Origin of the sequence: Nonomuraea sp. NPDC046570, assembly GCF_040645915.1 — a bacterium.
Classification (GTDB): Bacteria; Actinomycetota; Actinomycetes; order Streptosporangiales; family Streptosporangiaceae; genus Nonomuraea.
Map to the genome: position 1 here is coordinate 158,512 of NZ_JBEYZF010000009.1, position 25,777 is coordinate 184,288.

Here is a 25,777-nt window from a genome sequence, read left to right on the forward strand (position 1 = left end):
TGGCCGTGACGACTCGCGGACGCGCGCTTCGTAGCGTTGCCCGCGATGAATCCCAGACACTTCCTGACAACCCTGGCACTTCTGCTGGGTGCCATGCTGCTCGGCTCCTCTCCGGTGTACGCCGACGGAGCGCCGGTCGGCAACGACGTGCAGGTGGCGCAGAGCCTCGGCGAGCGCGAGCTGACCGTGGTGATCCGCCGCATGGACGCGGTGCCCGGCCCGGTGCGGATCGAGATCGTCACCCACGCGGGCTCCCCCGCGGGGCGGCTCGACCTGCGCCTGGCCGCCGCCGGGTCCGGCACGCCGCCCGAGGGGCTGCCGCCCGCGGGCACCGTGACCAGCTCGGCCGCCGTCTCCCTCGGCGCGGAGCCCGGCCTGTACGGGCAGACCCTGCGGGTGGACCGGCCGGGCCCGTGGGCGCTGGAGGTGGACGACGGCCTGCGGGTGGCCCGGATTCCGTTCGTGGTCCCGGTCAAGGTGATCACGCGCTGGGAGGCGGCCACCTACGGCGGCTTCACGGCGGCCGGGGTGTCGCTGCTGGCCGCGCTGGTGCTCGCGGTGCGGGCCCGCCGTACCTGGACGGTGATGATCCCTGCCGGCGGGCTCCTGATGGCGGTCGCGGTGGCGGTGACGGCGGCGATCCTGTCGTCGAGCATCCCGCCGCTCCCCGCCCCGGGCAGCCGCGTCGACCCGACGATCGACAACGTCACCGACCCGTACGGCGCGGCGGCCGTCCCGGCGGCCGACTACTCCCGCCCCCCGGCGAGCCTCCACGTGCGGACCCCGGGCGCGCCGGTGGCCGGGCGGGCGGCGGAGGTACGGCTGGCGCTGGCCGACGGGTCCACCGGGCGGCCGGTGGACGACCTGCTCGTGCATCACAACGCCTTCGTGCATCTCGTGATCATCGGGCCGTCCGGGGGACTGTGGCACCTGCACCCGGTGCTGGTCGCGCCGGGGGAGTACGAGGCGCGGTTCACGCCGCCCGAGGGCGGGACGTACGCGCTGGCGGCCGAGGTGGCGCGGCGCGGCGGCGGGGTACAGATGCTCCGGCTTCCCACCGGCCTCCAGGTACGGGGACCCGGTTCGCCGGAGTCGTCGCCCGAGCCCGCCGGGCCGGGTGCCCGGGTGGTGGGCGGGGTCAAGGTGAACGTGGCGGTCGGCGGCCTGGGCGGCGCGACCACGGTCAGCGCCCGGATCGGTGACCGGCCCGACCTGCAGCCGTGGCTCGGCATGCTCGGCCACATGATCATCGTGGGACCGCTCCCCAAGGGGTCCCGCGAGGTGGGCGCCGGCGCGACCACCGCCCCCACCTGGGCCCACACCCACGCGATGGCCCCGGTCAGCAACACCCTGGAGAACCCGCCCGACGAGACCGTGGCCGCGTTCGGCCCGGATGTGCGCTTCACCCACACCTTCACCAGCCCCGGACGGTATCGGCTCTGGATCCAGGTTCAGCGCGGGTACTCGGTGCTGACCATCCCCATCGCCCTGGACATCCCGGGGCAGGAAGGAAGGCGGTCATGAGCACGGAAACACCTCCCCGGCCGCGGCGCGGCGTCCCGGCGGTCATCCTGGTCTCGGTCGCGATGCTGGCCGGGCTCGGCTGGATGCTCTGGCCGGGCGGCGGATCGGGGCCGGACGAGTACCAGGCGGTCACCGCCCGGCACACCGTGCGCCTGACCGTGGGCGACGCCCGGACCTGGTCCATCGCCGTGGACGACGCGCGAGGGCGGGCGGCTTCGCCGTACAGCGTGCTGGTGGAGCCGGTGATGACGCACATGGGGCACGCCATCGCACCGGCGGCCGCGCGACCGCAGGGCCAGGGCAGGTATCGCGTCACGCTGGGCGAACAGCCTATGGCGGGCGTCTGGAATGTCAGCGTCACGATCAACGGCCCAGGTGGGGCCGACCGCGTCGTCATCCCTCTCCTCATCTCCTCCTGAAAGGGCATCCATCCATGGACCTCTCCCTCTCCAGCACCCGCGTGAGCCGTCGCGCCGGGCCGGCCGTGGCCGTGGCCAAAGGCCTGCCCGCGAGCCTGGTCCTGGCGGGCGCGTCGATCTCGCTCTTCGGCCTCGCCTGGGACGCCCAGTGGCACAGCGATGTCGGGCCGGACACGTTCTTCACGCTCCCGCACCTGTTCCTCTACGCGGGCAGCGCCATCGCCGGGCTGGTCAGCCTGTACGTCGTGCTCGTGACCACCGCCGCCGCCCGCGCGGGCCGCCCCATCGACCCGGAGGCTGGGGGCCGCTCGATCGGGGTGCTGCGGGGCACGTTCAAAGCACCGCTCGGCTACCTCGTGTCGGGGGTCGGCGCGGCGTCGTTCCTCATGTACGGCCTGTGGGATCTGTGGTGGCACCAGCTCTACGGCTTCGACGCCGTGATCGACTCGCCTCCGCACGTCGGGCTGCTGCTGTCGATCACCGTGTCGATGATCGGGGCGGTCATCGTGTTCGCGGCGGCCAAGGACCAGATGTGGAGCCTGGCCGGGCTGGTCGCGGGGGCGGCCGTGCTCCTGGCGTTCAACACCCTCACCACGCTGGCGCTCCAGATGCTCGGCGACTCGGTGGACGCGGTCGGCGTCGGGATGGCGTTCTTCGCGGTGGTCCTCTTGCTGACCGTCGCGTCCCTGACCCGCCGCCCTCTGGTCATGGTGGGGATCGGCGTGGCGCTCGGCGCCGTACAAGCCGTGCTGTGGTGGTTCGCCCCCCTGGCCACCCGCCTCTACGCCGCCTCCATCGACCTGCCGATGCGCGACTTCGTCAGCGGCCTGCCCACCATGGCGGCCCTCATCCCGATGGGGGTGGTACTGGCCGGGGCACTGATGGCGGGCGTCCTGCGGGTGACCCGCTCGTCCCAGCCGTGGCCTGCGCCTCCGCTGGCCGGGGGCCTCGGGGGGCTGCTGCTGACGCTGGCCAACCCGGTGCAGCAGTCGCTGGTGTACGGCGTGCCGATGCCCGAGGCAGGGTTCCTGCTGGGCTCGGGGGTTGTGGGGAGTGTCGTCGGGGTGGTCGGCGGGTTCCTCGGATGGCGGTTCGGGCTGATGCTGCGGCAGCTCACGCCGCAGGAAGGGTGATCGCGATGGGCATGGCACACCTGATCAGGACCGGGGTGGCGCTCGCCCTGGCGAGCACCTGCGTCGCGGCCTTCCCGGCGGCCTCGGCGTCGGCATTGTCTTCGGTTCCGGCTTCGGTTTCGGTTTCGGTTTCGGTTTCGGCTGAGGAGTACGAGCCTGTGCGGGTCGTGCACACCGAGCGCGTGCAGGCCGGGCCGTACGCGATCACGGTGGGGTTCAGCACCTGGCCGCTCCGGGCTCTCCGCTCGCTCGACTTCTCCTTCGCCGTCGACGGCGGCATCGCCGGGAAGAAGGGCACTCTCACCATCACCGGCCCGCTGGGCGACGAGTCCGAGCCCCTGGCCAGACACCCCCGCAAGCGTGACGTGTGGGGCCTGGACATCAGGGCGCTCATGGCCGAGGGCGACTGGGGACTGCGCTTCGAGATCGACGGCCCCCAGGGGCGCGGGACGGGGGAGCTCACCCACCTCGCCGTCCTGGAACAGCCCGGCCCGCCGCTGGGCCTGAGCTGGTCGATCAGCACATTGCCGCTGCTGGGTGTGGTCGCCTTCGTCACCGTGGCCTGGCGGCGCAACCGCCCCCTCCTCAGAGTCCGCGCCGCCTGCTGATAGGCACCCACTTCAAGGTGGGGCGGTCTCAGGCGGGACGGCTCGGCGGCGGTCCCAGGGGTTCGGCGTGGCAGACGAAGATGACCTGCCTGCGGTCCGCCGAGTCGTCCGTACTCTCCCCGTGAGTCCGCCACCGCGCCACCAGCTCGTCCAGCTCATCCACGAACCGCTGCAGTTCCTCCGCGGTCAGCCGCATCGGCCCCATGCGGCTGAGCACGGAGGCGTCCTGCCACTCCGGCGGCCAGGCGTGCATACCCTCCACCCACCGCCGCATCTGCTCGGCGCTGGCCTCCACCCACTGCAGCATCGTGGCCCGCGAGGCGAGCTGCCCGACCGGGTCGTCGGCGAACTCCGAGGGCGTCAGCGTCAATTCCACGGTCGGTACGTACCGCCACCAGCGTTCGCGCCGATCCCGCGCCAACTCCGGGACCTCCTCCACCAGCCTGTGAAGGGCCAGTTGCCGCATGTGGTAGCTGATCACGCCCACCGGCTGCGCCAGGTGCTCGGCGAGTATGCCGACCGTGGCCGGCCCGATCTCGCTGACCATCAGGAGCAGTCGCATCCGGAGGGGGTGGCTGAGCGCTTTGAGCGCACCGGTGTCCTTGGGGCCGAGATGGCGAGCCTGTTCCATACCAGCACTCTACAAGAGAGGTTGTACAAGTATTCTTGTACAACTATTGTCGTGGAACATGGAGCCGTTACGGAAAAATGTCCGCTTCCAGCTGTTCTGGCTAGGGTCGGCCGCCTCTGAGCTGGGCTCGACGCTCACCTGGCTGGCCTACCCGCTGCTGGTGCTGGCGCTGACCGGCTCACCGGGCCAGGCCGGGCTGATCGGTGCGATCGGCCTGGCCAGCGGGATGGTCTTCGCGCTGCCCGCCGGAGTCCTGGTGGACCGCTGGGACCGCCGCCGCGTCCTGCTCGGCAGCGACCTCGTCAGGGCCGCCACCATGGCCAGCGTCGCGCTCGCGGTGTTCACCGACAGCCTGGTACTGCCCCATCTGATCGCGGTCTCGATCATCAACGGCGCCGCCGGCGCACTCTTCGAGCCCGCGCACGCCGCATCCCTGCGCGCGCTGGTGCCCAGGGAGCAACTGCCGACCGCCTACGCCCAGGAGCAGACCCGCGAGCACGCGGCAGGGCTGGCCGGACCACCGCTCGGCGGTCTGCTCTTCGCGGCCGGCCGCGCGGTGCCCTTCCTCGTCGACGCCGTCACGTACCTGCTCTCGTTCGTCTTCGTCGCGCTCGCCCGCGTGCCCCGCCGGCCCGCCGAGCCCGCTCCGCGCCAGAGCATGTTCGACGGGATCGCCGAGTCCGTGCGCTGGATGTGGAATCAGCGCTTGCTCCGCGCGATCTGCGGCCTGACGCTGGTGGCCAACCTGGCCGCCAACGCGATCATGATCCCGCTGATCGTGCTGGTCGGCTCGCCGGTGCGGGCCGGCGTGGTCCTGGCCTGTCTGGGGGTCGGCGGCCTGCTCGGCGCCATGATCTCCGGGCGGCTCATCCGCCTGCTGCCCACCGGCCGCCTCATGCTCGCCGGGTGCTGGTTCCTCGCGATCATCCTGCCGCTGACGGCGCTGCCGCTCGGCTTCTACTGGCCGGCGGCCGTCCTGTTCGTCGGCGGCCTGGCCCTGCCCGCGCTGAACATCGCCCTGTCCGTCGAGGTGGCCAGAACCGTCCCCGACCACATGCAGGGCCGCATCCAGTCACTGCTCAACGTCGCCACCATGGGCATCACACCACTCGCACCGCTGGTCGGGGGCCTGCTGACCCAGTACGGCGGCGCCATCACCGCCATCGTCGTCCTCGGCGTCTACCTCGCGGTCTGCTGCGCCATCGGCACCCTGTCACCGACGCTCCGCCGCACCCCGGCCCCCAGCACCGCGGACAGCACGCCCTAGAAGATCGGCGGCCACCAGCCTTGCCCGTCTGATGCCTCCGCAGACAGGCACCTCACTGGTGGCCGAGTTCGATCAACTGCCGGTTCCCGGCCCTCCATCCCGCCACCCAAGCGGCATCAGCCACCGGCCGGCCAGATGGATTCGCTCAGGAGGTGGCGGAGGTGTATGCCTTGGCCAGGTCTTTCCAGACCTTGTCAGCGGTACCGGTGTTCATGTGGTTGGCGACGACCATCAGAGTCACGCCTCGCGTCATGTCGGTCGCTCCCATCGAGGTGAAACCGGCGTAGGCGCCCGGGTGGCCCTGCCAGACGCGCCCGCTGACCTCGGCGCGCTCGGTGGCCATCCCGTAGGAGTCGTTCTGCGCGGCGGCCTGCGGCGACGTCTTGATCATCTCCTTGATCGTGTCGGGCCGCAGGAGCCGGTCCCTGGCGTACAACGCGTCGAGGAACTTGGCGCCGCCGAGCGCGGTGCCCGCGAACAGCCCGTCCCCGAACGGCAGGCCGTACACGTCGGTGGGGATGCCCGTGGCGCCGAAGGTGGTGAAGTAGTCGACCAGCCCTTGCTTCTCGACGGAGTAGCCGTGGGCCATGCGGCGGAAGGCTTCCTCGGATCGCTCGGCGGTCAGCTCTACGTTCGTCGCCCCTGTCCGCCGAAGGAAGAGCCGGAGGTCGCGCTCGAGCGCCTTGTCTCCACCGGACATCTTGGTCAGCACGTGCGTCAGGATGAGGAATCCGGTGTTGGAGTACTCGTACTGCTTGCCGGGGTTGACCGGCTTGGTAATCCCCTTCGCCAGCATGGCGAAGGTGTAGGGCGTGTTCGGATCGTAACGGTCGCCGCCCTCGAACAGCGGGGCGACCTCGGGGTGCTCGTACAGGTCCGGGTAGCCGGCGGTGTGCGTGAGCAGCATCCGGAGCGTGACCACATCCGAGCCCGGCACGTCCTTGCCGATATAGGTGGAGATCGGCTTGTCCATCGCCAGGACACCGCTCTCGACCTGGCGCAGGGCGTACGCGCCCAGCACCAGCTTGCTGAAGCTGGCGTAGCTGAACATCGTCGAGTCGATGACCGGCGCGGGCGGGTCGTTGATCGCCTTGCCGGAGTTCGCCGACCAGATCAGCTTGCCGTTGCGTAACACGACCGCCTGGACGCCGGGATCACCGTACTTCGCGGCTGCCTTGGTGAACGCCTTGTCCAGGGCGGACTGCACCGGCCCCTCGCTGACCCGGACCGCCGCTGCGGACGCTGGGGGGATGCCCAGCCCGCCCGCGAGGAGGCTGCATGCCACCACGAGTGCTTTGATCATCGCTGTCCTTCCATGAGGTCTGCGCTTCTCTTCCTCGGATGAGTTCGCACCAGTGTGAATTCGCTTCCACGACTGATCATTGGCGAGAGCGCCAAAGAGTTCAGCCGTGCGAGTGACGCAACCGCCAAACTTCGGCCGGGCCGCCCTGGTCTCGTGGGCCGACCGGTGGTACTAGACCAGGCCCGGGGGGATGCCCACGGGCTTGGTGCCCTCCGGCTGGGCGATGAGGCGCATGCGGCGGAAGCTCTCGCCGCTGATGGTCAGGTCGCCACCGGCCTCCAGGCGGAGGGTGAAGGGACCCGCCTGCCAGGCTCCCGCCGGGGCGGGTTCGGTGTCGACTTCCAGGGTCAGGCCCATGGTGAACTTGCCGTCCTTGATCACGGCCAGCACGTCGTACTCGTCGCTGAGCCACGCGCCGTCCGGGGCCCTGTCCTCGCCGGGGGCAGAGCAGGGGGTGAAGATCGTGAGGGGCTCGTCCCGAGGGGTGCTGCCCATGACGAGATTGCCGTCCTCGACGGTCAGCCAGGTGGTGCGCGCCTCGCCCACGCCGTGCCAGAGGCCGTCCGCGCCCGGGGCGAACTCGGCCTCCTGCCGCACGATGGCGACCCGGCCTTCGCCGGCCTCGACGACGGTGATCGGGGTGTCGGTCGCCTCCTCGTACCAGTGCCCCACGACCGGGGCGGGAGCCTGGCCCTGGGCGACGTTTTCGGAGTCCTCCTGGTGACCGATGAGCTCAAGGGCCACCCGGTGGCTGAGGCCGACTGCGTCCAGGGCGCTCTGGTTGGTCAGTACGGCCACGCCGAGATCGGGCCCCGGCAGGTAGAGGAGGTTGGAGACGTACCCGTGCATGCCGCCCGTGTGGCCGAACGCGTCGAGCTCGCCCACCTTCGAATGGAAGATCCCGTACGCGTAGCACAGCACGGTCCCGTCGGCCAGCACCCCCCGCTCCAGCAGCGCGTCACGCAGCCGCGTCCCCAGCACCCGCCCGTCCGCCAGGAACCCGAACCACGGCGCGAGCTGACTCACGCTGGTCACCAGGCCGCCGTCGCCCACCGCCCCTTCCTCGGTGTCGGCCCTGACCGGCCCCTCGGCGTACCCGTACGCCATCCGCGGCAACGGCACCGAGGCGTCGTCGCGGTAGACGGTGTCGTCCATGCCGAGCGGCCCGAACACCCGCTCGGCCGCGAACTCGGCCAGCGACTTCCCGGTCACCCGTCTGACCACGACGGCCGCGAGGATGTAGCCGGTGTTGGAGTAGGAGAAGGCGGTGCCCGGCTCGAAGGTCGTCCGGCGGATGCGGCTGATGATCTTCATGAGCCGCTCCTCGGTCAGCACCTGGAGCGGGACCCCGGTGATGCCCTGCAGGGCGTACCACTCCGGGAGGCCGCCGGTGTGCCGCAGGCACTGGCTGATGGTGACCTCGGTCTCCAGGGCCAGCTCCGGCACGTGCTTCCTGATGTCGTCGTCCAGGCTCAGCCTGCCCTCGTGGGCCAGCATGAGTACGCAGGCCGCGGTGAACTGCTTGGAGGCCGAGGCGATGTCGAAGCGGGTCGTGGCGTCGATCGGGACGCCGAACTCCACGGTGGCCACCCCCCTGGCCGCGGTCAGCGCCCGGCCACCGGAGTAGACGCCCACGGCGAGGCCCGGGGCGCCCGGCCCGTCGGGGGTGAAGTCGGCGACGGCGCGTTCTAGCAGCTCGAGATCCATGTCCTCCAGTATCTGGATCCGCGCACGCGCCGCGTTTGGCCTCCGCGGCAAACTTGGGACCTCCGCGCTTGGAGTCCGGCACACCGGCGTCGAGGTCGATAAGGCGCTGCTCGTGCCTCAACTTGATCCTCAAGAGAGGAAGCGCTGACAGACAGAAACAGTACGGGACGGGGGTCCACGACCTGAAACTGACGTGCGGCGTGACCGTGCACAGCACCGGCGGAATGTTCAACGGCTCGTACACCTACGCGATGTCGTCCCGCGACGGCAAGCACTCACTCGCGATCAACATGAACGGCGACTGGGCCAAGGACAAGACCGAGCAGCCGGTCAACTTGCTCATCGAGGCAGCCACGGCGGAGTTCTGCGGCGACTAGAACCAGCCGTTGCCGCAGGTGCCTGGGATCACCTGCGGCAGCGGCCTTCCCGGACGGTCAGTTCAGTGAACCTCGCGGCGTCGTCTAGCGCCGCTCCGCGCCGTCGTCCCGCACCGTCTTGTAGAGGCCGTACAGGGCCTCCAGGCCGCCGATGACCATCATGACCAGGCCGAGCTTCGACGGCGTGAACACGACGATCTCGATGTCGAGCCCGAACAGCCACAGCGCCACCCCGGCGACGAAGACGGTCAGCCCGGTGAGGAGCGTCTTGTGGGCGGGGGCCATGAGAACCTCTTTCGATCATTGGGGGACATGACAACGCTAGTGAAGAGCCGGGTCGGGAGGCTTCCTACGCGCTGAGGAGATCGGGCTACACCTTTCGGGGGACCTCCTGCCCACGGCCAGATCGGTCTGTCACTCCACAACAGAGGGTTTCGGCGTCGTGCCGGATGCGCCCGCCGGTGCGCTTTCGCGGCTTGGGGGGTCGCCGTGGACATAGGAGTTCCGGGCCGTGGCGGAGACGATCGCGATCAGGGCGAGGCCGGCGAGTGCCGCGGTCGTGGCCCCAGCGTCGAAGAGCCGCCCCACGGCGAGCCCTCCGGCGACGGCGACGGCTCCCGACAGGAAGCCGAGCACCCCGAAATAGGAGCCGAACCGGTGCGCGGGAGCGTACCGGGCGATGGTCTGAAACAGCGCGGGTTGCGTCAGGCCGTTGCCGAGGCCGTTGAGCACGGCCGCCGCGAGCAGGACGGCCATCGGGCCGCCGCCCTGCGGGACGGTCAGCAGCACCAGGTAGCCGCCGCCGGAGCACAGCAGCCCGGCCCGCAGCACCCACGGCCGCCCGGCCCGTCCGGCACACCACGGTTGTACGGCGGTCGCGACCGCCGCCACCACGCACAGGAACACGGTCGTCGCGGCCGAGCCGACGTCCTTCAGCGGGACGACCGTCATGATCTGGTCGGCGAGCAGCGTGCTCGGCGCGGCCGTCAGGGCGAACCGCAGGAAGGCCCGATCACCGGCCGCCTTGGCCGCGCCGTCCAGGACCGCCCTCGGCCGTACCCCCGAGGCGGCGGGCCGGTGCGGGAGCAGCAGGAACAGCAGGGCGGCGACGGCCCACGCCCCCGCGGCCGCTCCGGCCAGCAGCTCGAAACCGCCCGTCAGCAGGGCCAGCCCGGCGGGCGGCCCGGCCACCGCCGCCACCTGGCCGACCGCGACATAGGCCGCGAACCCGCGCGTACGGCGGGCGGGGGACAGCCCCGCCAGCAGCGACTGGGCCGCCGGATGGAACAGCGCGCCGCCCGCACCGAGCAGGACCGCCGCGCCCAGCAGCTCCGCGAGCGACCCCGCCATCCCCAGCAGCGCGAACCCCGCCGCCCGCAGCGTGCAGGCCAGCGCCCCCGCCCGCGCCGGGCCGATCACATCGGTGACCGCCCCGACCGGTAACAGCAGCCCGTACTGCACGGCGGTCCGCACGCCGAGCACCAGCGTGATGGCCCCGGCGAGCATGCCGAGATCGTGTCGCAGGTGTGTCACCAGGTGCGCCATCACCGCGAAGAACCCGAGCGAGATGGCCAGCTGCACGCCCACGACCACGGTCATCACCCGCCGGTCGGAGGTGGCCGGTCCGGGAACGGCTTCGTCGGGGGCAGCTTGGTCAGGCAGGGGCATGTTGGCTTTCGGGTCGGTTTCGGCAGAACGCGGGTCAGGCGCTGGGCAGGACGCCCAGGCGCTGCAGCAGGTCACGCGCGAGCGGAACGCGCTTGCCGGTGTCCCCGTCGGCCTTCACGTCGATGGTGAGCGCGAAGGTGTGAGTCCGGCCGCCACGCTCGACCCAGCCCACGTACCATCCGACGTTCGGCTTGCTCGTCATGTCCCAGCCGGTCTTCGCATAGAGGGTATAGCCGTCCTTCTGCTCGATCTTCAGCAGGTCTCGGACGGTGCGCTGGTTGTCCTTGGAGGCGGGGAGCTTCTGGTCGGCCAGCCTGGACAGCCACCGGGTCTGCTCCACCGGCGAGATCTCCAGCGGCCCCCGCAGCCAGAAGTGCTCCACCACCGTGCCGACCTCGCGGTTGCCGTAGCCGAGGCGGTTGAGCCACTGGCGCTCCCGCTTCAGGCCGATCCGGCGGGCGAGCGTCTGGAACACCGGGATGCTCGACGCCTTGACCGCGTCGCGCAGGTTCATGTCCTTCTCCCATTCGGGGAAGGGCTGCGGCTGCCCGCCGTACGGGATGACCTCGTTCTCGTCCTTGACCGCGCCGGTCTCCAGGGCGATCAGGCTGTGCGGGATCTTGAAGGTGGAGGCCGGGATGGTCCTGTGCTCCGCCCGCCGCCGGTCCACCACCGTGGTACGGCCCCGGTCCACGTCGAGCAGGGCGAAGGTGCCCTTGACGCCCGCTCGGTCGAACACGGACAACAGGTCGTCGCGGACGACGGTGCCGCCCTGCTCGGCGTGCTTCGTCTGGTACGGCGGCGCGGTGTGCGCGTTCGCCACGGCGTTCGGGGCCGCGCCGAGCAGGGTCGCGGTCATCGCCACGGTGAGGCTCCACTTCGCTCGGTTCCCGCGGCGGCCGGCGAAGCTACGAGAGGTGCGCATATTCGGATCTCCTCGTTGTCGATTGCCGTCCGAGGAGACCAGAAGCAGCCTCACCATGTCCAATAGTGATATTGAGGGATGTTTGAGTATGAAATGGATATTTATCCTGGTCGTGGGCTTGGTTTGAGATCATCAGCCGTCCCTGCGGGCACGCGGAACGCGGGTTTTGGATGAGGCGGGTGGCCGTCATGTCCGTCGTTGCGCTCCAGGCGAGCCGCGCGATCTCCAGCGTGGATGAAGGCCGGCCTCGGCATGGCGAGGAGTTAAAGCACCCTTCTCGCATCCTCGGGAAGCACCGGCGTCTGCCAGGACTGACACGCGGGTGGCGACCAGTCGTGCGCGAACGGTCCCCGGCGGGTCTCGATTACAACGATCGTCCGCCGGGTGGTCGCGTGGACCCCGTACCGGTGACCGGCCTGCTGCGGCCTTGAGAGAGGTGGCTCTCAGCCGCGTGTCCTCCCGTCGCTCGGCTCGTTCAGTGGGGTCAGCGTGGCCGTGGCCTCGTCGTGGTCCATTCCGGTCGCCTCGAGCAGGTCGACGGCGATGGAGCGCAGTTGCGCGATGGTGACGTTCGCGGAGAAGCCCAGCTCCTTGGGGCGCTCCCGCGCGGCGACGGCGAGCAGCGCCTGCCTGGCGAGCATCGGTTCGCGCCCGGCGCCCAGTTCGAGCTGCAGGAGCAGCGCCGCCTCCGAGACCTCGCGCAGCGACTCGGCGAGCGCGGGCGGAGGCGGGCTGGCCTCGCCAAGAGCCGCCAGCGTACGGCGGACCAGCACGCGTGCGTTGCGCAGCGCCAGGTCCACCGGTACGGCCGCGGTCTCGTACCTGGCCAGCCTGGCCCGGTGATGCCAGCGCAGCGGCGAGATCATGATGATCTCCTTGCTGTTCTCCAGCGCCGCCTCGAACTCCTCCACCACGGTCTGGGTCCTGCGTCCGCACTCCAGGGCTTCGGCGGCCAGGTCCATGTCGCTCTTCTCGATCGCCTCCGCCGCCTGCTCCAGGACGGTGGACAGGGCGTCGAGCACGCCGGACAGGTGCTTGCCCGCGATGGCGAGCGGGCTGGCGGGCAGCAGCGCCACCGCGACGAGGCCGATGACCCCGCCGGTGAGCGCGTCGGCCATCCGGTCCAGCCCGCCGACGTCCTCGCCGGGCACCAGCATGGCGACCAGCACCGCGGACGAACCGACCTGCGACACGAACAGCTCTCCGCTGTTCAGCAGCCCCGCGACGGCCATCGCCAGCGCGATCACCAGCGCCATCTGCCAGGGCCCCGAGCCGATCCAGGACACCAGCAGGTCGCCGATGCCCACGCCCAGGCTGACGCCGACCACCAGCTCGACCACCCTGCGCAGCCGCCGCCCGAGCCCCACGCCCACGCAGATCATCACGGAGATCGGCGCGAAGAGCGGGTGGACGTGGCCGAGCAGATGGACGGCGACGATCCAGGCCAGCGCGGCGCCCACGGCGCACTGCGCGATGGAGGGCATCAGCAGGCCCAACGTGCCCAGCCGTTCCCTAACTTGATCGCTGAGCCACGTTCGCACCCCTCTACGATGGCGGATCTTTATGACGCTGAGGTCACATTTGCCCTGAATTCGGGCGATCCGGAACCTTCAGTGAAGGCAGGGGAGCCGCCGCTCGCACCCCCGGGTCGGCCGGATTCGTTGGCGTCAGTTCCACGAGAAGCCGCAGGTAGCCTTGCGGGCGTGGCTTGTCTGTTGAGCCGGCGGGGGCTTCTGACCAGCCTTGCAACACCCTCCCATCGGCGGGTGGGGGCGGGCCGGCGCGCCGCCGTCGGGTCGGGCTCGCCGCCGAGGAAGCGCAATCGAAGGTGTCTCCGCAGCCGCACCTCCTGAACCGATGGAAGTAATGTGTTCAAGGCATTTGGCAGACGATCAGCGGTGCTCGCCGCCCTCCTGGCCACCGGGCTGGCACTGACCGCCACATCGGCCACGGCGGCCACCGCCCGCGATGCGGCCCCGGCGAGCGCGGGCCACCCGGCCGTCATCGGCGGGAGCGTGGCCACCGAGCCCTACCCGTTCATGGCGTCCTTCCGGCTTCGCGAAGAGCCCGACCACCACTGCGGAGGCGCCCTCATCGCCTCGGACTGGGTCGTCACCGCCGCCCACTGCAAGGGCCTCATGAAGCCCGGCAAGACCCAGGTACGGATCGGTTCTCCCGACCGTGACAAGGGTGGAGTTCTCACCAGCATCAAGCGCGTCATCACTCATCCCACCTGGGACAGGCAAGGCTGGGGCGACTTCGAGGGCGACCTCGCGCTGGTCGAACTGGACCGGCAGGTAGACCTGGAGCCCATCCGCATCGCCGAAGGGCCCGGCCGGGTGGGCGAGCCGAGCCGCATCATCGGCTGGGGCATGGAGTGCGAGGACCGGGAGAATCCGACCTGCGCGAACGGTTCCGAGCAGCTGCAGGAACTCGACACCGTCCGCGTACCCGACCGCCGCTGTCTCTCCCTCGACCGAGGCGCCGAACTGTGCGCCGGCGACCGCGACGGCCGGGCGGCCAGCGCCTGCAACGGTGACTCCGGAGGACCGCAGATCCGCAAGGTGAACGGCCGGTGGGAGCTGATCGGAGCCACCTCGCGCGACGGTGACGACATGGGGGAGCGCATGGACGGCAGCGCGGGCTGCTCCACCAACCCCGAAGGCGGGCCAGGAGTCGGCATCTGGACCGACGTGACCCACCACCGCTCCTGGATCGCCGCCACCACCGGAGAGGACCTTTCCGCGAAGCTGCCGTAACGGATGGTGCGAGGCTCGTTCTGTGGGTAGTTCGCAGGTATGTCGGTAACACTCGCGCTGGCGGGTGACACGATGCTCGGGCGCGGCGTCGCCGCCCTGCTGGAGTTCACGAACGAGCCCGCCGCCTATCTCACCGACGGCGTCCGCGAACACCTCGCCGAGGCCGATCTGGTCGTGCTCAACCTCGAATGCTGCGTCTCCGCGCGGGGGAGCAAGTGGGCGTCACCCGGCAAGCCCTTCCATTTCCGTGCACCGCCACAGGCGGCCGAGATGCTCGCCGGTCTCGGCGTCGGCTGCGTCACGCTGGCCAACAACCACGCCCTGGACTACGGCTACGACGCGTTGCTCGACACCCGCGACCACCTGGAGCGGGTCGGCATCCAGGTGGTGGGCGCAGGCCCGGACGAAGCCCAGGCGCGGCGACCGGTCATCCTGTCCGCGGGCGGCGTGCGCGTCGGGGTGATCGGCGTGACCGACCATCCGCCCGAGTACGCGGCGAGTCCCGACCAGCCCGGCGTGGCCTACGCCGACCTGCCGTACCAGGTGCCGGCCTGGCTGACCGAGGCCGTGGCCGGCATGCGGGCCGACATCGTGCTGGTCACCCCGCACTGGGGGCCCAACATGACGGCTCGGCCGCTGCCCTACGTCCGTTCCGCGGCCGCGGCGCTGGTGAAGTCCGGGGCGACGCTCGTGGCGGGGCATTCCGCCCATGTCGCGCACGGGGTGGCGCTGCCCGTGCTGTTCGACCTGGGGGACTTCCTCGACGACTACGCGGTGGACCCGGTGCTGCGCAACGATCTGTCGCTGCTGTTCCTGGTCACCTTCGAGGGGGCCCGGGTGGTGCGGCTGCGGGCCGTACCGATCAAGCTGGAGTACGGCAGGACCGAGCTCGCGCAGGGGAGGGAACACGCGTGGATCAGCGAGCGGTTCATCGGCGCCTGCGCGGAGATGGGCACCGAGGCCGACCTCGACCAGGGCGTTCTGACCATTCGCGGGCAGGGGATTTCTTGACCACGCCGTGAGTCTCCCCGGCCCCGGTCAGGACCTAGCCTTGAACTGGAAGGGACAGGCCCATGATCATCAACATCGTGCTCGGGCTGATCGCCCTCCTCGTGATCTGGGTGGCGCTCAGCGGCATCAGAATCGTCAACCAGACCGAGCGCGGCGTGATCTTCCGCTTCGGCCAGGCTCAGCGGAAGATTCGCCAGCCAGGGCTCAACTTCATCATTCCGGGCGTGGACCGGATGAAGAAAATGAACGTGCAGATTGTCACGATGCCGGTGCCGACCCAGGAGGGCATCACCCGTGACAACGTCTCCGTCCAGGTCGACGCCGTCGCCTACTTCCGGGTGCAGGACCCGCTGCGGGCGGCCATCGAGGTGCAGAACTACCTGTTCGCCGTGGAGCAGGTGGCGCAGACGTCGCTCCGCTCGATCATCGGCAAAAGCGAGCTGGACGACCTGCTGTCCAATCGCGAGGAGCTGAACAAGGGCCTGGCGCTGATGATCGACAGTCCGGCGCTCGGCTGGGGCATCCACATCGACCGCGTGGAGATCAAGGACGTCCAGCTACCCGATTCCATGAAGCGTTCGGTGGCCAGGCAGGCCGAGGCGGAACGGGAACGGCGGGCTCGCGTGATCACTGCGGAAGGCGAGTTCCAGGCCGCGCAGAAGCTCGCCGACGCCTCGGCCATCATGTCCGAGACCCCGGGCGCGCTCCAACTGCGGCTCCTGCAGACCGTGGTGGAGGTCGCGGCGGAGAAGTCCTCCACGCTGGTCATGCCGCTGCCGGTGGAACTGCTGCGCTTCTTCGACCGCGCCGCGCACACCGCGGAACACGGCGCCGAGCGGCCACAGGAGAAGTCCGGGGAACGGCAGGAACTGGCGGGCTCGGCCACGCCCGAGCTGGCACCGGCCGACGAGGTCGTCCCCGAGCCCTTCGCCCGTCGCGCGGACGAGGAGGCCGAGCGGCGGTAGCCCGTCGCGGCGGCTGGGTGGACGGCCAAGGAGTGCCGCCGTGCCGGGGAGTGGTCGGCCCGTGAAAAGGCTCAGCTCGCGGTCTTCTTGATGAGCGCGCCGATCCGTGCCTCGTCGGCGGCGGTCAACTCCGTCAGGGCGAAGGAGGTCGGCCACATGGTGCCTTCATCGAGGCTCGCCTGGTCGCTGAAGCCGAGCGTGGCGTACCTCGTCTTGAACTTCTGCGCGCTCTGGAAGAAGCAGACGATCTTGCCGTTCTTGGCATACGCCGGCATCCCGTACCAGAGCTTCGGTGAGAGGGCCGGCGCGTTGGCTTTGACGATGTCATGGAGCCGCTCGGCGAGGACGCGGTCCGCCTCCTCCATCTCGGCGATCTTCGCGAGCACTTCGCTCTCGGGGTCCGCCTTGGTCGCGCGCGGGCCGCGCCGCTTGGACGCCTTCAGCTCCTGGGCGCGCTCCTTCATCGCGCCCCGTTCCTCCTCCGTGAATCCGCCGAACTTCTCGTCGACCGCGCCGGTGTTCTCGGCGGACGTCTGCGTGCCCTTCATGGCAGGTTTCCTCTCGTACAAGGCTTGATCTGGACAATCTCAATGCTAGGGATCCGCCGCGGTGGCGGCTTCTCCGAAACTGATCGGTTGTTACCCGCACTGCTCGCTGGATGGGGCAGGTGTGTTTCCGGGCGACGGTCAGCCGAGCCAGCGGCCGTCGCGCATGAGGTCGCGGCCCGGCAACTCGTTCGCCTCCCGCCAGGCCTGGATGCGTCGTGGCCGGATCAGGAAGTACTGGTAGGGCTCGTCGAGTTCGCGCGGGTCGAAACCGGTCTTGGCCGCGAACGCGTCGCCCGTCTCCGGGGCGAGGTCGGCGAGGTCCACCGGCTCGGCGGTGGCGTCGACGACGACGACGTCGCGCGTCGGCCCGAGAGCGAGTCGCACCCGGCCGTCCGCCAGCAGGTTGCGGCCGGTGACCGAGGCGCGCGGCGTCGAGATGAGGAACGCGGTCCCGTCCCAGAGGTACGAGAGCGGGATGAGGTGGACGCCCGGGGAGCCCGGCGTCGCGACCCAGAGATCGACGTCGCTCTCCAGCTTCGCGCGAGTGTCCCGCAGCCTCTCCTCGAGCTCACGCGGCGGCATGCTTCCTCCAGTCACATCGTGGAAAGCCCTTCATCTTGGGAAGGGCTCCGTAGGTCATCGGTCGGTTCACCAAAGCCGCGGGCCGGCCTCCCACGCGACCTTCCAGATCGTCCCGTCCGGGGCCTGTACGGCGCCGCCGTAGCCCCAGAACGACTTCGCGGCAGGCTTCAGCGGCGTGGCGCCGGCGTCGAGGGCGGCACCGATGAAGGCGTTGACGTTGGCCGGCTGGGACACCGTGAGCGACAGCGCGAAGCCACGGAAGCCGGTCGTCGGCGCCTCCGAGGCCCGCAGGCGCACCAGTGTGCCCAGACCGAAGGCGGTGTAGAAACGGTCGGCGGCCGTGGTGTCGGCCACCTCGAGGGTGAGGGATTCAATGGAAGTCATAGCCGTCAAGCTAGTTGCGGCTCGGTGACCTGCGCTTCTCGATTCCTGACCGGTCTCGTCACCTGTTTCGCCACGCAGGACGGCATCCCCGCCGCACCGCCCGCCGCGCGGCGCTGGTAGGTGCTGGGCGGCATGCCGACCAGCTCGGTGAAGCGGGTGCTGAAGGTGCCCAGCGACGAGCAGCCGACCGCGAAGCAGACCTCGGTGACGCTGAGGTCGCCACGGCGCAGCAGCGCCATCGCGCGCTCGATGCGACGTGTCATCAGATAGGCGTACGGCGACTCGCCGTAGGCGAGCCGGAACTGCCGGCTGAGGTGCCCGGCCGACATGTGCGCGCTGTGGGCGAGCGCCTCGACGTTCAGCGGCTGCGCGTACTCCCGGTCGATCCGGTCGCGGACGCGGCGCAGTCGCGCGAGGTCGTTCAGGCGCTGTGCCGCGGTAAGTGCGCGCCCCCATGCGGGATGACACATGAGAGAACTCCTTTCATCGATGTCCGCGAGCACCTGGCCTACATGGCGAGGTGCCCGCCGGCCGCCGCATTCTCTGTGGCGGCCGTCATGGCCGAATCGACTGCCGAACGGCTCAGCGAAGCTCCTGGATGCGGACCAGGTTGCCCGCGGGGTCGCGGAAGGCGCAGTCGCGGACGCCGTACGGCTGCTCCGTCGGCTCCTGGACGACCTCGGCGTCGCCGGCCTGCAGCTGCTCGAAGGTGCCGTCGAGGTCCCGGGTGGCCAGCAGGATCCAGCCGTAGGTGCCCTTGGCCATCATCTCGATGATGGTGCGGCGCTCGTCCTCGGTGATGCCGGGGTCGGCGGCCGGCGGCGCCAGGAGGATGGACGTGCCGGGCTGGCCGACAGGGCCGACCGTGATCCAGCGCATCTTGCCGTGTCCGACGTCGCTGCGTACCTCGAAGCCGAGGGTGTCGCGGTAGAAGGTCAGAGCGGCGTCCGGGTCGTCATGCGGGAGGAAGCTCGTGTGAATGGTGATGTCCATGGCTGTCACGTTATCTGCGGCTCGGTGACCGATGCTTCTCGGATCCTGATCGGTCCGGCCACCTGTTCACCCAGCACCGCCTCCCAGGTGATCGCAGCCCGGGACAGCGCCTCCTCCTCAGCCAACGGTCGCGTCTGTCGCCGGCCGCCCGGCGGAAAGTATTAGGGGTGATTCCATAATCCCTTTTCCGCCGTCGATCATATGCCATATGTGAAAAACACATATGGCAAAGAGTGGTCACGGACCTTGTTAGGGCTGGTGTATAGGAAGAGAGTCGAGGGCGTCAGGCGCAATCGACGACCCGTGGAGGAGCAAATGCACGAATCGGTAACTGGGGATGGCCGGCGCGCCGGCGTGGTCCGGCGGTTTTTAATCGCCGCCCTCGGGGTGTTCACCGTGGCATTCCTCGTAGTGCCACCCGCCACTGCCGCGGCACCGCCGACTCCGAACGCGTTCGTGTCGAACCTCGACCTGGAATGCTTCAAGACCAACCCGTACCAGCCGCCGACCACCACCCTCACCCTGCGGCACCTCAACCCGGTGCTCAACGGCCTGCCGATCGAACAGGTCACCCTCGGTCAGCGCACACAGCTGTGCGTCCCCGTCAGCAAGAACAACGTGATCCCGCCGAGCGGCGTGCTCGACTTCGTCAGGTTCGTCGACCTGTCCTGCTACCAGGTCACCGGGTCCGTGATGAACAAGACCCTCGTGCTCAGCCAGCTCAACCCGGTCCTCAAGGATGTGCCGCGAGCACAGGTCCTCGTGGACAAGCTGCAGCAACTGTGCGTCCCGGTCGCCAAGAACGGCGTCGTCCCCTCCGCTGAGGTGCTCCGGGTCATCTCGCACATCGACCTGGCGTGCTACGGCCTCACCCCGACCACGCCGATGAACCGGCAGCTGACTCTCGGGCAGCTCAACCCGGTCCTGGTCAACCAGATCCCGCCCGCGTCCGTACGGGTCACCTACGCTCGTCAGCTCTGCGTTCCCGTGCAGAAGTCCGGCGACGTCATCCCCGATGACGTGCTGAACATCGTGCGATGGATCGACCTGGAGAAGTACGACATCATCGCCCCGACCAGCCAGACCGTGTCGCTGACCCTGAAGCACCTCAACCCGGTGCTCGGCCAGCTTCCGGCCGAGCAGGTGACGCTCACCGGCGCCCACCAGCTCGCCGTCCCGGTCGCGAAGAACGGCGCGAACCCGCCGGGCTGAGCCGATCGCCGCATCCGGAGCCTGCCCGGTGACGTGAGCAGAACAGGATGCGCTCCGACAGCCTGGCGGCCAGGCACACTTCAACGGACGGCCTGCGCCGAAGGGGGCCCAGGCCGTCAAAACCCCGGCACCGGCGTTTTCGCGCATTACCGAATGGCCGGAATTCAGCACGAGGATGCCGCGCTATTCGCGTCGACCATTCTTTTGCCCGCCTTCTTTGTCTGGCGAAACCGGCTTCGCGCGATGGCGTCACCCAACGATCCACCGGGTTCGCGCCCGCTGAAGCACGCCTCGTATCATGGGCGCGTGACGATCTCGTGATCGTCCCGGACTGAGAGGCGCGCGTGCACCCACCGATCGACGACTCGATGGTTCACATCCCCGGTGGCGCGGTGGATCTTCGAGACGACCGGCGCGGCACTCGCTGGCGGGCTGAGATCGCTCCCTTCCTGCTCGGCCGGTATCCCGTCACGGCGCGCCTGCACCGTGAGGTCACGGGGGCGGATCCCGATCCCTCCGCGAGCGGCACCTCGCCCGTGACGAACGTGAGCTGGCTCGACGCGATCGACGCGTGCAACCGCATCTCGGCCCGGTCCGGGCTGAACCCCGCCTACTCCCGCGACCCGCGGAGCGGGGAGGTGACCTGCGACTGGACGGCCAACGGCTACCGCCTGCCGACCGAGGCGGAGTGGCAGTACGCCTGCAAGGCCGGCACCAGCGGCTACCGGTACGGGGAGATCGACGACATCGCCTGGTACGCGGACAACTCCGGAGGCCGGGCCCACGACGTCGGCGGCAAGTCGCCCAACCCGTGGGGGCTGCACGACATGCTGGGCAACGTCTGGGAGTGGTGCTGGGATCTCTACGACGAGGAGGTCTACGGCTCCTATCGCCTCTTCCGCGGCGGGAGCTGGGCCGAGCCGACCCGGGGTTGCGGAGCCTCGGTGCGCCGCCGCAGCCACCCCACGTTCGCGATCGACGACCTCGGCTTTCGGCTCGCTCGAACCGTGTCATAAGGCCCGTTGAATGCGCACCGTGAACGTATGAATCCCGCCCACTGGGGCGATGTCAGGCCAGAGCGGGCAGATACGGCAAAACGAGTAGATTCTCGTCCTTTTTGGGGAGTTGCTGCGCTGCCGCCTCATGGAGAATCCGGCTGAATTGCAAACCGACCTGCCTGCGCGCGGGGATCAGCAGGTCTGTCAGCTAAGGAGGGCCATGGCCCCGAGCAGGTGGGCAACAGCACTGTTAGCCGCACTGGTCACACTGTCTGTTGTCGCGTATCCCGTTCAGGCACTGGGCACCACACGCTACGTCGACAAGAACGACCCCATGTGTTCCGACACGGGGCCCGGCACCGCCGTCCTGCCGTACTGCACGATCGTCAAGGGCGGTACGGCCGCGATCGCGGGGGACACCGTGCGAGTCGAGGCGGGCTCGTACACGGGGATGGTGACCGTCTCCAACTCCGGGACGTCCACCAATCCGATCACCTTCACCGCCGCCCCCGGGGCGACCGTGACCGTCACCGGCGGAGCCAACGGGTTCAAGCTCACCAACAAGAGCTACGTGACCATCGCCGGGTTCACCGTGACGGCCACCTCCGGCCACGGCTTCAACGTCTCGGGCGGCAGCTACGTCACGATCGACGGCAACACCGTCACCTACGCGGGGCAGCCGGTCAGCGGGCAGATCGCCAACGGCATCAAGCTGACGGGCACCGCCGATTCGACGGTCTCCGACAACATCGTCGAGCACAACAGCGACCACGGCATCTACCTGGCCGCGAGCACGGCCCGGGTGGTAGTGGAGCGTAACAAAACCAACTTCAACGCCCGGCAGTACGAGCGCAGCGCCGGCGGCATCCGCTCCATCGGCCCGGACAACTCCATCGTCGACAACGTCGTCCACGACAACGAGGACACGGGCATCCAGTTCGCCACCGGCAGCGACAACGGGCTGGCGGCCGGGAACGTCGTCTACAACAACGGCGACCACGGCATCGACAACCTGAACGTGACCGGCGGGCGGATGATCGGCAACACGGTCTACCGCAACTGCACCTCGGGGATCAACGTCGAGGGCACCTCCGGCAACTTCATCGTGGCCAACAACGTCGCCTTCGACAACGCCGTCTACCCCGCGTACAACGGCATCTCCTGTGCCCGGCGGGCGGGCAACATCGGTATCTGGGACTCCGCGCCGGCGACCACCACCGCCAACCACAACCTGGTCTGGCTGACCACGACCGGCACGCAGTACTCCTGGGCGGGCAGCGCCTACAACACGCTGGCCGGCCTGCAGACCGCGAGCGGCCAGGAGGCCAACGGCATCTACGGGGACCCGCAGGTCGCCTCGCCCGCCACCTGGGACCTCCGGCTCACCTCCTCCTCACCGGCCATCGACTCGGCCAACTCCAGCGCCACCGGCGCGCGTTCCACCGACATCCTGGGCAAGCCGCGCTCCGACGTCTCGACCGTCACCAACACCGGCGCGGGCACGCGACTGTACGACGATCGCGGCGCCTACGAGTACCAGGAAGGCCCGCCGCCGCCCGCTCCGCCGAACGCGGCGCTGAGCCTCTCACCCACCGCGGGAACCGTACCCGTGGCCGTGACCGCGAACGCGTCGGCCTCGACCGCGGGTGACAGCCCGATCGCGACCTACACCTTCGACTTCGGCGACGGCACGGTGGTCGGCCCGCAGGCCGGCTCCTCCGCCACGCACACCTACACCACCGCCAATATCTACACGGTCACCGTGACGGTCACCGACACCAACGGCCTGACCAGCCTGATCTCCAAGTCGGTCTCCGCCCGGGCCCCCATCGTCCCGCCGACCGCGGCGGTGTCCCTGAACCAGTCCACGGGTACGGCGCCGCTCGCGGTGACCGCCAACGCGTCGGCCACGACGGCCGGCAGCAGCCCGATCGCCACCTACACCTTCGATTTCGGTGACGGCACGGTCGTGGGCCCGCAGGCCGGTTCCTCGGCTTCGCACACCTACACCACCCCCGGTTCGTACACGATCACCGTGACCGTGGCCGACACCGGCATCAGCAGCGACGACGTCACCGCGGGCGTCACCGTCAACTCCGGCAGCGGCACCGAACTGGTCGGCAACACCGGCTTCGAGACCAACAGCACCGGCTGGAACTCGACGCCGGCCGGTACCACGCTGACCCGGGTGGCCGGTGGGCACAGCGGCAGCTTCGCCGCCGAGCTCGCCAACACCCTGGGGAGCTCGGTGAGCTGCACGCTCAACGACTCGCCGAACTGGGAGACCAGCACCGCGTCCGGCACGGTGACGGGCAGCGCCTGGGTACGCGCCACCACGCCGCGGACGATCAGGCTGAAGCTGACCGAGTACTCGGGCGGGTCCAACGTCGGCTCGACCAGCACCACCCTGACCCTGGGCACCGACTGGCAGCGGATCTCCGTCTCCTACGCGGTGTCCACGCCGGGGTCGTCGATCGACTTCAACCTCTACACCACCGGCAACCCGACCGGGCAGTGCTTCCAGGCCGATGACGTGTCCCTGCTGCACACGGCGGGCTCGCTGATGAAGGCCGTGAACGAGCAGCCCGGCAACTTGGAGGGCGGCGTCAGCTAGTCGGATCTCGCGGGCCGGCCCTCCGAGGTGACGGAGGGCCGGCCCTGCCGGGGAGGACCCCGTCCTCCCCGGCGATCTGCTGCTCTGGACGCACTGGCCCCGGTGCTCGGGCAGGGGAGAATTCCGGCACGTCAGCGAGGAAGCAGCCCGCTAAGATCATCCGTCTTTCCACCACGGAGATGGGTTTCGCGTGCGCCGCTACCGTTTCGGCCCTTTGGCCGCCCTCTTAGCCGGGCTTCACCTGCTCTTCATGGTCATCGCCGCGGTGTGCTCTCTCCTCGACGACGCCCCCAGCTTGATCTGGTGGGGACTGCTCGGGCTGCCCACGTGGGGCTCGACGCTGGTGCCGGTCAGTCAAGCGTGGCTGGTCTTCCTGGGGCTGGCGCTGGCCGCCGGGCTGCGAACCTGGATGCTGTGGGAGGTCCTCCGCGGTCCTGCGCTGCCCGCGACCCGGCCGTCCGAACGGCGGATCGTGTGGCTGCGGCGGTACCTCTATCTGAACGTCGCCTTCGACCTGATCCTGTGGTCGCTGATCTCCAACGTTCCCGACGCCGTGTACGCGGTCACGCTCCTGGTGATCTGGGCGCCGCTGATCGTCCTGTTCGTCCTGGTGCCGGTGGGCGTTTCGGCCCGGTTCCGTGCGGTCGCGATCGCGTTCGGCCTGATCAACCTGGTCGTCTCCGCCGCCTCCTTCTTCGGGAGTACCTGGCTGAGCGACGAGGGGGCTTTCGCGGCCGGTTTGGCGGCCTTGGTGTGGCAGGCGATGGTGCTCGTCGCTCAGCGGCGCGACGGCCGGTGGAGCCGTGCCACCGTGCGGATCGGGTGGTGGGCGTTCGGGCTCACGCTGGTGATCGAGGTCGTCGACCTGATCCCCGGCACCCACATGGCGCTGTCGCTGCTCGGGTCGCTGCACGTCTTCGGGGTGTGGTGGTACGCGCGGTCCGCGCACGAACTGGCCGAGCCGGGCGCCGCCGCCGTACCCGCCGGCGAGTGGCCCCGCCTGCTGCGTCCGGCCGGGGCTGCGGTGACCGTCGGGCTGCTGCTCGCGCTGGTCCACTCGGAGGACATGCCGAGCCTGTCCTTCAGCGGCGAGGACATGGGCTGCTACGACTGGACGATCGAGTACCGGCGCTTCGGGGACACCCGGCCGCAGGACCGCGAGCGAGCGTTCCTGTGCTGGGCCCGGAGCGTCGAGGACGGATCGCCGATGTTCGACGACGACGTGGCCGACCAGCGGATACTCGCCTGGGGCCGGGCCGTGTGCGCGGCCTCGGACGATCCACAGCGGAAGCGGGCCCTGGTCGAGGGCGTCGACACGAGCCGCCTGTCGGAGGCGTTGGTGTTCCTCTGCCCGGAGGTCGTCGGCCGTCAGGAGCCCGAACGGTTGCGTTCCCAGGCGCAAGTCCGCCAGGACTTCGTCGACTACCACTCCAAGATGACCTCGTACTGCTCCGACCCCTGGGCCAGGCTGCGGGCCAGACGGCAGGGCACGGTGGCCCGCTTCCTCTCGGAAAGTGGCGGCTACTACGTCTACGACGACAAGAGCACCGCCAAGTCTGACGACCACGCCGATCTGGAGTCGGCTTTCGACGACGGTCTCGTTCACGCGGCGGGCACCAGCGCCGTGGTGCTGACCGGTGAGGAGTACGCGATCTGTGTCACGGTCAAGGCTTTCGGCGCCGCTCCGCCGCTGCGGCTGAAGGGCTGGGACCAGGTGACCGAGGTCGGCATCAGGAGCCGCAGTGGCCGCCTGGTCTTGCCCCCCAACCAGGAAGACGGGGAGGAGCCGACCGCGCCCGCCCTGCCCAACATGGCAGCCGACGGCCCCGGGCACTACCGGCTGCGGGTTTACACCAGGGAGATGGACCCCCGGGACGACGATGGGCCGTACACGGAGCACCTGATCGTCGCATTTCCCGGTCGCTCCAAGAAAGTGGTGCACCATGTGCGCCCCTGACCCCTATTTCGAAGTTATGGAAAAACACTATGGAAGCGGCCTTCCTCGCGTGATCGTCGGAGGCATTAATATGCTTTCGGGCATTCTTGAACGGCCTGACAAGGCGGGATCTTGCAAGGCTGTTGGTTGACATGCGCGGGTTGAGTGAGTCATGGACATTGACAGCATTTATCCCGATAATTCGTGTCAGCT

General features: G+C 69.6%; 25 protein-coding genes. 13 read left to right on the forward strand and 12 right to left on the reverse strand.

Going from position 1 to position 25,777, the window contains the following annotated elements:
- The first annotated feature begins 45 nt into the window (after positions 1-45).
- From ABZ911_RS17230 to ABZ911_RS17245, 4 genes are all read left to right on the forward strand, one after another.
- On the forward strand, positions 46-1,524 hold the full coding sequence (locus ABZ911_RS17230) for a hypothetical protein (protein ID WP_358056182.1): 1,479 nt from the start codon (positions 46-48) through the stop codon (positions 1,522-1,524).
- Complete coding sequence (locus ABZ911_RS17235) at positions 1,521-1,943, forward strand: FixH family protein (RefSeq protein ID WP_358056184.1); 423 nt, start codon at positions 1,521-1,523, stop codon at positions 1,941-1,943. Before ABZ911_RS17230 ends, ABZ911_RS17235 begins: the two co-directional genes overlap by 4 nt.
- A 14-nt stretch (positions 1,944-1,957) precedes the next feature.
- Positions 1,958-3,076: a hypothetical protein gene (locus ABZ911_RS17240; RefSeq protein WP_358056186.1), complete on the forward strand. Its 1,119-nt coding sequence runs from the start codon at positions 1,958-1,960 to the stop codon at positions 3,074-3,076.
- A gap of 158 nt (positions 3,077-3,234) precedes the next feature.
- The gene (locus ABZ911_RS17245; RefSeq protein WP_358056188.1) at positions 3,235-3,684 is read left to right on the forward strand and encodes a hypothetical protein; all 450 of its coding nucleotides are present in this window, start codon (positions 3,235-3,237) and stop codon (positions 3,682-3,684) included.
- Between the two features lie 28 nt (positions 3,685-3,712).
- Here the strand turns inward: ABZ911_RS17245 and ABZ911_RS17250 are convergent, their stop codons facing one another.
- Positions 3,713-4,315, reverse strand: a complete 603-nt coding sequence (locus tag ABZ911_RS17250) for a helix-turn-helix domain-containing protein (RefSeq protein ID WP_358056190.1) — start codon at positions 4,313-4,315, stop codon at positions 3,713-3,715.
- Positions 4,316-4,373: 58 nt separating this feature from the next.
- On the opposite strand from ABZ911_RS17250, the gene ABZ911_RS17255 reads away from it, so the two are divergent.
- The gene (locus tag ABZ911_RS17255) at positions 4,374-5,582 is read left to right on the forward strand and encodes an MFS transporter (protein ID WP_358056192.1); all 1,209 of its coding nucleotides are present in this window, start codon (positions 4,374-4,376) and stop codon (positions 5,580-5,582) included.
- Positions 5,583-5,727: 145 nt separating this feature from the next.
- Here the strand turns inward: ABZ911_RS17255 and ABZ911_RS17260 are convergent, their stop codons facing one another.
- Together ABZ911_RS17260 and ABZ911_RS17265 are read right to left on the reverse strand one after the other, a co-directional pair.
- On the reverse strand, positions 5,728-6,885 hold the full coding sequence (locus tag ABZ911_RS17260; protein ID WP_358056194.1) for a serine hydrolase domain-containing protein: 1,158 nt from the start codon (positions 6,883-6,885) through the stop codon (positions 5,728-5,730).
- Between the two features lie 171 nt (positions 6,886-7,056).
- A complete protein-coding gene (locus ABZ911_RS17265; protein ID WP_358056196.1) occupies positions 7,057-8,592 on the reverse strand; it encodes a serine hydrolase domain-containing protein in 1,536 nt (511 codons plus the stop codon).
- A 200-nt stretch (positions 8,593-8,792) separates the two neighbouring features.
- Here ABZ911_RS17265 and ABZ911_RS17270 point away from each other — a divergent pair, with 200 nt between their 5' ends.
- Positions 8,793-8,969 (forward strand): hypothetical protein, encoded by a 177-nt coding sequence (locus ABZ911_RS17270; protein WP_358056198.1) that lies wholly within the window; start codon positions 8,793-8,795, stop codon positions 8,967-8,969.
- Between the two features lie 84 nt (positions 8,970-9,053).
- Here ABZ911_RS17270 and ABZ911_RS17275 read toward each other — a convergent pair whose 3' ends face one another.
- The 4 genes from ABZ911_RS17275 to ABZ911_RS17290 form a co-directional block, all read right to left on the reverse strand.
- On the reverse strand, positions 9,054-9,254 hold the full coding sequence (locus ABZ911_RS17275) for a DUF5708 family protein (RefSeq protein ID WP_358056200.1): 201 nt from the start codon (positions 9,252-9,254) through the stop codon (positions 9,054-9,056).
- A 129-nt stretch (positions 9,255-9,383) separates the two neighbouring features.
- Positions 9,384-10,637, reverse strand: a complete 1,254-nt coding sequence (locus ABZ911_RS17280; RefSeq protein ID WP_358056202.1) for an MFS transporter — start codon at positions 10,635-10,637, stop codon at positions 9,384-9,386.
- 34 nt (positions 10,638-10,671) lie between these two features.
- The gene (blaOXA, locus tag ABZ911_RS17285; protein ID WP_358056204.1) at positions 10,672-11,562 is read right to left on the reverse strand and encodes a class D beta-lactamase; all 891 of its coding nucleotides are present in this window, start codon (positions 11,560-11,562) and stop codon (positions 10,672-10,674) included.
- 443 nt (positions 11,563-12,005) lie between these two features.
- Positions 12,006-13,103, reverse strand: a complete 1,098-nt coding sequence (locus ABZ911_RS17290; RefSeq protein ID WP_358056206.1) for an FUSC family protein — start codon at positions 13,101-13,103, stop codon at positions 12,006-12,008.
- A 327-nt stretch (positions 13,104-13,430) separates the two neighbouring features.
- Between ABZ911_RS17290 and ABZ911_RS17295 the strand changes: the two genes are divergently transcribed.
- From ABZ911_RS17295 to ABZ911_RS17305, 3 genes are all read left to right on the forward strand, one after another.
- On the forward strand, positions 13,431-14,321 hold the full coding sequence (locus ABZ911_RS17295; RefSeq protein ID WP_358056207.1) for a serine protease: 891 nt from the start codon (positions 13,431-13,433) through the stop codon (positions 14,319-14,321).
- Positions 14,322-14,360: 39 nt separating this feature from the next.
- Positions 14,361-15,332, forward strand: a complete 972-nt coding sequence (locus tag ABZ911_RS17300; RefSeq protein WP_358056209.1) for a CapA family protein — start codon at positions 14,361-14,363, stop codon at positions 15,330-15,332.
- 62 nt (positions 15,333-15,394) lie between these two features.
- The gene (locus ABZ911_RS17305; protein ID WP_358056211.1) at positions 15,395-16,297 is read left to right on the forward strand and encodes an SPFH domain-containing protein; all 903 of its coding nucleotides are present in this window, start codon (positions 15,395-15,397) and stop codon (positions 16,295-16,297) included.
- Between the two features lie 71 nt (positions 16,298-16,368).
- Here ABZ911_RS17305 and ABZ911_RS17310 read toward each other — a convergent pair whose 3' ends face one another.
- From ABZ911_RS17310 to ABZ911_RS17330, 5 genes are all read right to left on the reverse strand, one after another.
- A complete protein-coding gene (locus ABZ911_RS17310) occupies positions 16,369-16,845 on the reverse strand; it encodes a DUF1801 domain-containing protein (protein WP_358056213.1) in 477 nt (158 codons plus the stop codon).
- A gap of 138 nt (positions 16,846-16,983) precedes the next feature.
- The gene (locus ABZ911_RS17315; RefSeq protein ID WP_358056215.1) at positions 16,984-17,427 is read right to left on the reverse strand and encodes a pyridoxamine 5'-phosphate oxidase family protein; all 444 of its coding nucleotides are present in this window, start codon (positions 17,425-17,427) and stop codon (positions 16,984-16,986) included.
- A 66-nt stretch (positions 17,428-17,493) separates the two neighbouring features.
- Positions 17,494-17,811 (reverse strand): hypothetical protein, encoded by a 318-nt coding sequence (locus ABZ911_RS17320; protein WP_358056217.1) that lies wholly within the window; start codon positions 17,809-17,811, stop codon positions 17,494-17,496.
- Positions 17,812-17,816: 5 nt separating this feature from the next.
- Entirely contained in the window at positions 17,817-18,281 is a 465-nt protein-coding gene (locus ABZ911_RS17325) for a helix-turn-helix transcriptional regulator (RefSeq protein ID WP_358056218.1), read from the reverse strand.
- A gap of 112 nt (positions 18,282-18,393) precedes the next feature.
- Positions 18,394-18,804 (reverse strand): VOC family protein, encoded by a 411-nt coding sequence (locus ABZ911_RS17330; RefSeq protein ID WP_358056219.1) that lies wholly within the window; start codon positions 18,802-18,804, stop codon positions 18,394-18,396.
- A gap of 396 nt (positions 18,805-19,200) precedes the next feature.
- On the opposite strand from ABZ911_RS17330, the gene ABZ911_RS17335 reads away from it, so the two are divergent.
- The 4 genes from ABZ911_RS17335 to ABZ911_RS17350 all read left to right on the forward strand — a co-directional run bounded on the left by ABZ911_RS17335 (position 19,201) and on the right by ABZ911_RS17350 (position 25,585).
- Positions 19,201-20,016 (forward strand): hypothetical protein, encoded by an 816-nt coding sequence (locus ABZ911_RS17335; RefSeq protein ID WP_358056221.1) that lies wholly within the window; start codon positions 19,201-19,203, stop codon positions 20,014-20,016.
- Between the two features lie 344 nt (positions 20,017-20,360).
- Positions 20,361-21,032: an SUMF1/EgtB/PvdO family nonheme iron enzyme gene (locus tag ABZ911_RS17340; RefSeq protein ID WP_358056223.1), complete on the forward strand. Its 672-nt coding sequence runs from the start codon at positions 20,361-20,363 to the stop codon at positions 21,030-21,032.
- 316 nt (positions 21,033-21,348) lie between these two features.
- Positions 21,349-23,628: a PKD domain-containing protein gene (locus ABZ911_RS17345; RefSeq protein WP_358056225.1), complete on the forward strand. Its 2,280-nt coding sequence runs from the start codon at positions 21,349-21,351 to the stop codon at positions 23,626-23,628.
- A 214-nt stretch (positions 23,629-23,842) separates the two neighbouring features.
- Positions 23,843-25,585 (forward strand): hypothetical protein, encoded by a 1,743-nt coding sequence (locus tag ABZ911_RS17350; protein WP_358056227.1) that lies wholly within the window; start codon positions 23,843-23,845, stop codon positions 25,583-25,585.
- Positions 25,586-25,777: the final 192 nt, after the last annotated feature.